Origin of the sequence: Staphylococcus sp. HMSC034C12, from assembly GCF_001835895.1 — a bacterium.
In the GTDB taxonomy this organism is placed as follows: Bacteria; Bacillota; Bacilli; order Staphylococcales; family Staphylococcaceae; genus Staphylococcus; species Staphylococcus hominis.
Genome location: NZ_KV826337.1, coordinates 49,394 through 58,708, shown reverse-complemented (window position 1 = coordinate 58,708; position 9,315 = coordinate 49,394). Strand labels below are relative to the sequence as shown.

At 29.9% G+C, this 9,315-nt stretch carries 9 protein-coding genes; 5 read left to right on the top strand and 4 right to left on the bottom strand.

Translation table 11 applies throughout. From position 1 onward, the window contains the following. Positions 1–50: 50 nt before the first annotated feature. The 3 genes from HMPREF2629_RS08210 to HMPREF2629_RS08200 all read right to left on the bottom strand — a co-directional run bounded on the left by HMPREF2629_RS08210 (position 51) and on the right by HMPREF2629_RS08200 (position 2,987). A complete protein-coding gene (locus HMPREF2629_RS08210) occupies positions 51–926 on the bottom strand; it encodes a cation diffusion facilitator family transporter (RefSeq protein WP_070813277.1) in 876 nt (291 codons plus the stop codon). Positions 927–1,107: 181 nt separating this feature from the next. Next, complete coding sequence (locus tag HMPREF2629_RS08205; RefSeq protein ID WP_017174977.1) at positions 1,108–1,488, bottom strand: GtrA family protein; 381 nt, start codon at positions 1,486–1,488, stop codon at positions 1,108–1,110. A 2-nt stretch (positions 1,489–1,490) separates the two neighbouring features. Continuing rightward, entirely contained in the window at positions 1,491–2,987 is a 1,497-nt protein-coding gene (locus HMPREF2629_RS08200) for a hypothetical protein (protein WP_017174978.1), read from the bottom strand. 150 nt (positions 2,988–3,137) lie between these two features. Between HMPREF2629_RS08200 and HMPREF2629_RS08195 the strand changes: the two genes are divergently transcribed. The 5 genes from HMPREF2629_RS08195 (at position 3,138) to HMPREF2629_RS08175 (ending at position 8,400) form a co-directional block, all read left to right on the top strand. Further along, entirely contained in the window at positions 3,138–4,283 is a 1,146-nt protein-coding gene (locus tag HMPREF2629_RS08195; RefSeq protein ID WP_070813276.1) for a glycerate kinase, read from the top strand. 15 nt (positions 4,284–4,298) lie between these two features. Next, complete coding sequence (locus HMPREF2629_RS08190; RefSeq protein ID WP_002488783.1) at positions 4,299–5,021, top strand: hypothetical protein; 723 nt, start codon at positions 4,299–4,301, stop codon at positions 5,019–5,021. 140 nt (positions 5,022–5,161) lie between these two features. Then, positions 5,162–6,358, top strand: a complete 1,197-nt coding sequence (locus HMPREF2629_RS08185) for a putative multidrug effflux MFS transporter TcaB (protein WP_070813275.1) — start codon at positions 5,162–5,164, stop codon at positions 6,356–6,358. A 225-nt stretch (positions 6,359–6,583) separates the two neighbouring features. Further along, a complete protein-coding gene (scdA, locus tag HMPREF2629_RS08180; RefSeq protein ID WP_017174980.1) occupies positions 6,584–7,249 on the top strand; it encodes an iron-sulfur cluster repair di-iron protein ScdA in 666 nt (221 codons plus the stop codon). Between the two features lie 539 nt (positions 7,250–7,788). After that, positions 7,789–8,400 (top strand): C39 family peptidase, encoded by a 612-nt coding sequence (locus HMPREF2629_RS08175; RefSeq protein ID WP_017174981.1) that lies wholly within the window; start codon positions 7,789–7,791, stop codon positions 8,398–8,400. Between the two features lie 51 nt (positions 8,401–8,451). On the opposite strand, the gene HMPREF2629_RS08170 is transcribed toward HMPREF2629_RS08175, so the two are convergent. Further along, positions 8,452–9,264 carry a metallophosphoesterase gene (locus HMPREF2629_RS08170; RefSeq protein ID WP_019834814.1) on the bottom strand — a complete coding sequence of 271 codons (813 nt, stop codon included), beginning with the start codon at positions 9,262–9,264 and terminating at the stop codon, positions 8,452–8,454. Positions 9,265–9,315: the final 51 nt, after the last annotated feature.

The following is a 9,315-nucleotide window of genomic DNA, read 5'->3' as shown; positions in this document are numbered from 1 at the left end:
TTTATTAAGTTCCCGTTTAAGGGGGTCAGTACCTATACTCCCGCTCTTTTTTATTTCTCATCTAATGTATTTGGTTCTGGATGAACATATACAGACGATATACCGTTATTTTCTAAATGTGTTTCTACTCTATCGCAAATATCATGCGCTTCTTGTAATGATAAATTTGCATCTACTACAATCGTTACATCTAAAAAAATGCTACTGCCGTGATAACGTCCTTTTACATTTTTTACTTCTCTTACATCTGTAACTTCTTGAACAAGATTTCGATATTCTTCTAAATCTTGTTCCTTAAATCCATCACTCAATGCAAAAATTGAATCTTTAAATATTCCAAACCCAGTATAAATAATTAAACATCCTAATACAGTGGCAAGTATCACATCAATAATAGGTAGACCAAATTGTGTAAATAATAATCCAATAGCAGTACCCATACTGACTAAACCGTCAGATAAATTATCTTTTGAGGCCGAGTCTAATGAGCTACTTTTAGTTTGTTTTGCAAGCCTATGATTAATAGCATAAACACCAATCATAATGACACCACTCATCATACTAATAATAATCGTAATAAAATTTGGAATATGGTGTTCATTTGTCAACATTCGAGGTGCATTTTCAATCACTACTTGGATACCTACAAACATAATAATGAATGATACGAAAAGCGTTGAAATATTTTCAGATTTCAAATGACCATAAGGATGATTTTTATCAGCTGGCTTAATTGAAATCTTTAACCCCACAATAACAGCGATAGATACAACAATATCAGTCATATTGTTCAATGCATCTGCTCTTACAGCTGCCGAATCGTACACATATCCAGTAATATATTTTGCAACAGATAAAACGATATAAACAACTAAACTTAAATAAGCGCCTCTTTGCGCCAATTTAAGATTTTCGTTTTGGGTCATATCTAGTTAACCACCTTAAACACTTAGTATTACTAGTATGTACTATCAAAATTTGAATTACAATATTTTTTTATTTCTATCATTTTTATAAAAATAAGCTAATTAATTTTTTAGTCAAACCTAATTTCCTATTTATAAAAAAAAGAGCTAGAAGTACACAATTCTAGCTCTTTTTTAAATTTTAGTCTTTTAAAATCCATTTAGATAATATAAAAGTAATCGGAATTGTAACGATAAGTCCTACAAACGGTGCAATTTCAGAAGGGAAATTAAACCATCTTACAAAGATATATAAAAACAAAGATTGCATTCCCATATTTACTACTTGTGTTAATGGAAAACTTAAAAATTTCTTAAGGGTTGGTTTAACTCTATAAACGAAATAACAATTTAAATAATAAGAAATAATAAAACTTACTATAAATCCAATAATATGACTCACCATATAGTGAATGTGTAATAATTTTAGTAAAATGAGATACACTAAATAATAATCAAGTGTATTAATCCCACCCACTATGACGAATTTAATTATTTCATAGTGCGTTTGTTTTAACTTCATAGTTAATCTCCTCTGTCTTCTATTACATTAATATCAAACGGCAATATTTTAAGTTGTTTATTATTTGAAATTTGATAGTACTCTTTGAAATTTTCCTTTTCGATTTCTTCAGTTGGAGTCATTTCATAGAAATATGTCTCAAATGGCAAATGTTTTACAATAATTTCATTTCTATGTTGTTGAATTTGAGTTTGAATATTATTTAATCTAGCTTCATATTTAAAATGCACAATCGTAAAAATAGCAATAAATACGAATAATAAACATCCTACACAAATTTTAAGAATATTATCATAGCTTTGTTTTAAAGTATGTAATTCAGTAACTAAAGTAATCAATATCACACACCACATTATATATACAATAAAGAACTGTTGAGACGTTACCTCTGAAATGAAAAAGATAGGTATAGCACTTAAAATAATAGAAATAAAAGCAACTATTAAAATAATACGATAGTAGCTATCTGTAACTATAATAAAACTAGCCATACTTATACTGACGAAAAAGCTAAAACATAATAAGAAATTAATTAGACCATAACTTGTAATCAAAGTTGTTTGATTAAAATTAAAGGGTTCAAAAATAAATATCTTGTATATAGGCAATACAAGTATACCAATCATTAATATCATTTGTCTGATTTTAGAAAACGTTTGAAAGCGAGTATTTTTTATAAGTAACCCAATTATAACAATCGCAATCATAGACACTATGATAATATGATTAAAAAACATATAACGTGGAAGGTCATTTAATATTGTAACTCTTAATTTATGAACATAACCTAAGCCATCAATGTGTGCTCTCATTGCTTGAATGTCACTTAGATAATTAATGTACGTCTGGTTAATCAACATGATTAATGTACCACATAATGATAATAGAAACCCTATTAATAAATTAAAGTTAATTTTACGTTTTAACACAAAATAAGCAATTAATGTCGTGAATAAAGCCAAATTAACGAAAAAAGTTAATGATTCAGCAAATAATTGCCCACTGAAACAACTGATCCAAAATAAAATGACATTGTACATTTTTAGTTCATCTTTTATAAATAAAATTTGACTTATAAAATACAAATTATAGAGAACACATATCATTCCAAAAGCATAACTAAAAAAGTAGCCAAAGCTTCCATAACTCTCTGAAAAAACTGAATTAGGTATAATAAGCAATAACATAGTTGCAAGCATGAGATGACGGATTGAAAATGTTTGGCGTATCAATTTGAGTATTAATAAAATAATGCTTACTGATATTATTGAATACATAATCATACGTAATATTACCGAACGCACTGCTACAAGTTCAATTAAATTACTAATATAACGTCCATTCAAATTATCAAAATGATGATAAAAGGTACTTATGCCTTGATGACTTCCAAAAAACCAATCGATTCCATGTAAAGGAATAATTAAACCTAAGTAACCGTAAAATAATAATAACCCTATGACCCAGATGTAAAATTCGTGTTGTTTAAAGTTAGACATTTACACTACTCCTCCACTACAATAATGTTACATTATAGTGTTTAATCAATTCTATTTAATTAAATACCATTATATACTTTTTTTATATTTTAAACATTAAATCATTTTAATTTAGTTTTTTATTTATAATTTTAATCAGAAGTGATCTCGTTGAACATAAACAAAATGGTTATTGCGCCAGATTCATTTAAAGAGAGTATGTCTGCTAAACAAGCTGGATTAGCTATAGAACAGGGTTTTAAAAATATATTCGGTGATGCGCTTAAAACAGAGGTTATCCCTATGGCAGATGGTGGCGAAGGTACAACCGAAGCTTTAATAGAAGCATTAGATGCGACAATTCATAGCATTAAAGTACATGATCCACTTTTTAGAGAAGTGACTGCATCTTATGCTCGTTCGAGAGATAATCATGTGGCTATTATTGAAATGGCAGCAGCTTCAGGATTAGATTTAATTCGTACAGATGAACGTAATCCTTTAATTACTACAACATTTGGCGTTGGCGAATTAATTAAAGATGCTCTAAACCATAATGTGACTAAAATTATATTAGGCATAGGGGGGAGTGCAACAAATGATGGTGGTAGTGGTATGCTGACCGCTCTTGGCGTAAAATTTCTAAACTCTGATAATGAAGAAATTGAACTTGGTGGTGGCGCTCTTGCTCATTTAACTCATATAGATGCGTCAAAATTAGATTATAGATTAAACGACGTTACCTTTGAAGTGGCATGTGATGTTACAAATCCTTTATTAGGTTCTAATGGTGCAACATATATTTACGGACCACAAAAGGGAGCAACTGAAAAGATGATACCAAAGTTGGATTCCGCACTCGCAAATTATCATGATATGATAGAGAAAGCATATCATATCAGTGTTAAAGATATACCTGGTGCTGGAGCTGCCGGTGGATTAGGAGCTGGTATTCTCACTTTCTTCAATGCGTCATTATCTAATGGCATCGATATTGTCTTAAAAGAAACGCAATTTCTTCAAAGCATTAAAGATGCCGATTTAGTTATTACAGGAGAAGGAAAAATAGATGTACAAACGATTTATGGTAAAACACCTATCGGAGTGGCAAAAGCAGCCAAACAATTCGACTTACCTGTTATTGATATATGCGGTAGTTTAGGAAAAAATTATCAAGCCGTATATCAACATGGAATTGATACTGTGTTTAGCATTATAGAAACGCCATCAGAACTCCCCTATTTATTAGAAAATGGAGAACGATTCTTAACACAAACTGCTGAAAATATTGCTCGATTAATTAAGTTAAATGATTAAAAAGAGGTGAAATCTATGAAACGTACTGAAAAATACAAAGATTCATATCAATACGATGATCAATATCAACAACGTAATCAAAAAAGTCGCGAGTATCAACAACGTCAACAGAGACGTCAAAGTGAAGAAAATTACAGAAGAAATGAACCTCGTCAAGAGTATCATCATCAAAATCAGGGCGATTATGATGAAAATGCTAACCGTTACTATAACGATCGTGACTTTAGACGTGAACAATTACTAGAAGAAGAGAATGAAAAAAATAAAAAATCAAAACGTTGGTTAATCGCTATTATTGCAATTCTTCTTTTAATTATTGGCATTTTTGCGACTAAATCTTATATTGATCATAAAAAGGAATCGGACAATAAACAACATACGTATAATGCAACAAATGATGTATCTAAAAATTATCAACAAGAAGTTCAAAATCAAAGCGATAATATCAAGAAACAAGTTGAAGATGCAAAAAATGATATTAAAGATAAAATAGACACTGAATCACGTCTTAGACAAATACAATCTCAAATTGATAAATTAAAAAATAATGAGATTACTAAAGAAGACTCTAAATTAACTCAATTTTATCAAGACCAAGTTAATAAGTTAAAAGAAGCAAATAATGCACAACAAAACAACGCAAATGAAAACAAAGTGAATGCGCTATTAGATGATGTCAATAATAAAGTAGATGATATCAAGAAAAAACTAAACAGTATTCTTGGTAATAATAATTAATATTCTTATGTATTGTGACAAATTTCAGCTCTAAAAAGATTGATTAAATCAATCTTTTTAGAGCTTTTTATATTTGAAATTACATATTTTCTCAAAAACCTATATAATGTACATTGCAAATCTTTTCAAGGAGTACAATTATGCATAACTCAACACATACTAAATTGCCGATGCTATTACTCATTGTTCTAGGAACAATGACAGCATTTGGTCCAATGATTATAGATATGTATTTACCCGCTTTACCAGCAGTTCAGCAACAATTTAATACATCAACGTCAAGCATACAACTTACCCTATCCTTTGCAATGATTGGCCTAGCACTTGGACAGTTTATATTCGGACCTTTATCAGATGTATTCGGTCGAAAAAAAATTGCACTAATAATTCTTAGTGTATTCGTTTTAGCTTCATGTGGTGCGATATTTATTACAACATTTCCACTATTTTTATTGATACGTTTGGTACAAGGATTAACTGCCGGAGGTATTATTGTTATCGCTAAAGCTTTCGCAGGAGATTATTACCAAGGAAATACTCTAGCTAAATTTCTTGCTTCTCTTATGGTTGTAAATGGTATAGTAACTATTTTAATGCCATTACTTGGAGGTTTATCGCTTTCTCTTGGCTCATGGAGAATTATCTTTGTTATTTTAACAGCTATTAGCATAATCATGTTATGTGGCGTTACTTTCAATATGCCGACCACACATCATTCTGAGCATGTTACTGCCAATTTCAAACATATATTTTCTGACTTTGGACGTTTGCTTAAACGACCAAGATTTATTATTCCAATGTTTTTACAAGGATTAACTTATGTTATGTTATTTAGTTTTTCATCTGCTTCTCCGTTTATCACTCAGAAAATATACCATATGACGCCTCAACAATTTAGCGTAATGATTGCAATCAATGGCATTGGTTTAATTGTTGTGAGTCAAATCGTTGCTTTGCTTGTTGAACGTATACATCGCTTTAAAATCTTAATTTATTTGACTTTCATTCAACTTATTGGTGTACTTCTCATTGTATTTACTTTGATATTACAAGGTCCATTGTGGCTCTTATTAGTCGCTTTCTTTTTAAATGTTTGTCCTGTCACTTCAATCGGCCCCTTAGGATTTTCAATGGCTATGGAAGAACGTACTGGTGGAAGTGGAAATGCTTCTAGTTTACTAGGTTTATTCCAATTTATCCTTGGTGGTCTAGTGTCTCCTTTAGTTGGTCTTAAAGGACAGTATAATGTAATGCCTTATCTCACAGTAATTGTTATCACAGCAATTCTCATAGTTTTACTTCAATTTTTATATTTTAAAAAATATCAACGTATCTAATATATTCTTATATTAATAAACGTAATCTAGCATCCATTTTTAATATAAACATCGACTGCTAATATGTTAAAAAATATTTGAGACAATTATTATATCTCAAGTATTTTTTAACATTCACAAATTTGTAATGACTTTTCAACAAATACATGACAACTTATTCTTCTCTAATTGAAAATGATTATTATTTACTATAATAAACTATAGTTAAATAAGGAGGATTTATTTATGGTCACTAAAGATTCAATTGTTGCTAATGTCGTTACTGATTTTCCATTAAGTTCGGATGTTTTCAGAAAATACGGAATAGATTTTTGTTGTGGTGGAAATATCTCAATTAAAAATGCAGTAAAAAATAAAAAAGTAAATGTCGATACAATTATAGAAGAAATTAATCATTTACCTGTACATTCAACAGGAAATATCAACATTAAATATTTAGATGTCCCTTCCTTAATTCAATATATTCAATCACGTTACCATGAAACAATGCGTGAAGAATTTAAAAACCTTTCACCTTATGTCACTAAAATTGCAAAAGTTCATGGACCAAACCATCCATATTTACTTCAATTACAAGAGTTATATCGCCAGTATCGTGATGGTATGCTTGAACATATGGATAAGGAAGATAATCATGATTTTCCATTACTCATTAAAATTGCACGTGGTGAACAAGTTAAGAATGCGCATCAAGTTATTGAAAGTTTAGTTGAAGATCATACTCAAACTGGACATCTATTAGAAGAAATGAGCGATTTAACAAATCAGTATCAGCCACCTAGTGAAGCATGTAATACTTGGCGTTTAGTCTACACACGCCTTGAACATTTAGAACGTGAAACACATGAACATGTACATCTTGAAAATCACGTATTATTTAATAAATTTTAATTTGTATTAACGATAACATGCATCCTAGAAAAATAAGATTGACTTACTTTTTTAACACAATCAGATTAAATAAGAAGCTATGACATCTTAAGGACTAAACCCATATCTACAGAATCAAAAGAAAGCAGGTCCTTTAATGTTATCTATCGGTATAATGTGCAATAAAGATTTTTGACGCAATAAACATAACATGAATGATATTGTTCATGCCGCAAAATAAAATAATACTTGGGAGTTTGCATATATTCATTTTTAAATGCATAACTCCCAATTTTATTTTATATTAACTGTTCAATCTTTCTGTTGCATATTAAAAATTAGTATATGAATAAGATACATTTTAAGCATGATATCTTTAATCACTTTTGGGTTTGAATTTTTAACATCAATTACTATATCAACATTCTTCTTATTGTCTTAAATATGTTGACCCACATTTTGTTAATACAAAGAATTCAAATGATTATACGCTACTCTAATCAAGGTATATAATAAATTTACTTTAAAACAATGTTTTACTGACATAAAGGAGAACGTTAATGAATAAAAAATTATTATCAGTTACGCCTAAAAGTCAACTTTTTCCAATCCCTATGATTATGGGTTGTGAAGGCGTTTCTGCAGCTATGTTATTACAATATAATCATCATAATATTAAAGCTACTGATATTATGAAACATTGGCCTACGCATCCAAATAATCCCTATAAAGGCTATGTTGGTCATCATTTACTTGTTAAGTTTGGTCATCACCAAACGATTTTCCCTTCTGCTTATGTTCCATATTTACAAACATTTGATTCACGTATCGTAGATGGCACTGGTACGAATTTAGAAGAATTAGAAACTGTGATTGATCAAGGACAACCGATTCTTATGTATCATACAAGCTTAGGTCAAAAACCTTCACGTAAAACGTTTAAATTTGATAACCACACGCGTCAGCTTGTGTCTAACATTCACGTTACATTACTTATTGGATATGACGACACACATTACTATTATATTGATCCTTTATGGAGTCACTTTTTAAGAAAAATAATTGTGCCTGCATTAGTACCTAATCGCTTCCAGATTATAAAAATTAAAAAAGAATTCATGGAGCGTAGCTTTAACGCCCCTGGTAAAAAATGTATCTATGTAAAACCATAAATTAAAAGAGCAAAAAGCGACTGCCTTCTGAACGTCGTTTCTTGCTCTTTTTTATTCTATTACAAAGTCTATTAATGCATGATTCATTTCTGAATATATATCTGCTGTTCGCCATTCTCTTTTATAACCTAAACAAGGACATAAAAAGGTTATATTATTTTCTACTAAAGATTTACGAAAATGAACATGCCCCATAATACTGTATTTAATCGGAAACTGTTGATATAATCGGTCGAAATCTGATGTACCTATAAATGCATTGAAAAAATCAAAAATACGATGAGGGGTAGGTACTACAAATTTAGAATGTGTCACAATATGTGTCATTAAAATAATTTGTTTATCTTGAAGTTGCTCCAATTCTTGTTTAACATGCTTAGCCGCCTTTTTGGATAAAATCGTATCATCTTCATCCCAATCGATTTTCACTTTATCTTGCCAAGTGGCCCCATAATATTTCCCTTTTTTTAATCGAGTTTCTTCAAACTTTTTATCAGCGTAACTGTAATCATACCAAGCAGTATGGCCTACAATAGCCCAATTATCATTAATTACATATGGATGATCCAACAAACACTCTGGCTTTGTTCTATAAAAATCATAAATATCTTGAGATGTCGTTCCATCCTCTACTTTCCAATAATCATGATTTCCTGGAACAAATAATACGGGAATATGTAAAGCAGTTTTTAAATCTTTAATAAATTGATAGCTATCTCTAAAATAATTTGAAATATCTCCTGCAATTAATAGTAAGTCAATCTCTCTATGTTGAACTACTTTAATCAATGTTTCTAGATATACATTTGATTTTAGTTTAGGATGTCTGTCTATATGTAGATCAGAAATCGCTCCAATTCTCATTCCTCTACTCCTCTAATACATTTTTAAATTTTATCTATTATGCCATAGATT

Bases quoted from the DNA above. Each gene is read 5' to 3' on its own strand.
- HMPREF2629_RS08210 (WP_070813277.1), bottom strand. From the start codon at position 926: ATGACCCAAAACGAAAATCTTAAATTGGCGCAAAGAGGCGCTTATTTA.
- HMPREF2629_RS08205 (WP_017174977.1), bottom strand. From the start codon at position 1,488: ATGAAGTTAAAACAAACGCACTATGAAATAATTAAATTCGTCATAGTG.
- HMPREF2629_RS08200 (WP_017174978.1), bottom strand. From the start codon at position 2,987: ATGTCTAACTTTAAACAACACGAATTTTACATCTGGGTCATAGGGTTA.
- HMPREF2629_RS08190 (WP_002488783.1), top strand. From the start codon at position 4,299: ATGAAACGTACTGAAAAATACAAAGATTCATATCAATACGATGATCAA.
- HMPREF2629_RS08185 (WP_070813275.1), top strand. From the start codon at position 5,162: ATGCATAACTCAACACATACTAAATTGCCGATGCTATTACTCATTGTT.
- scdA (WP_017174980.1), top strand. From the start codon at position 6,584: ATGGTCACTAAAGATTCAATTGTTGCTAATGTCGTTACTGATTTTCCA.
- HMPREF2629_RS08175 (WP_017174981.1), top strand. From the start codon at position 7,789: ATGAATAAAAAATTATTATCAGTTACGCCTAAAAGTCAACTTTTTCCA.
- HMPREF2629_RS08170 (WP_019834814.1), bottom strand. From the start codon at position 9,264: ATGAGAATTGGAGCGATTTCTGATCTACATATAGACAGACATCCTAAA.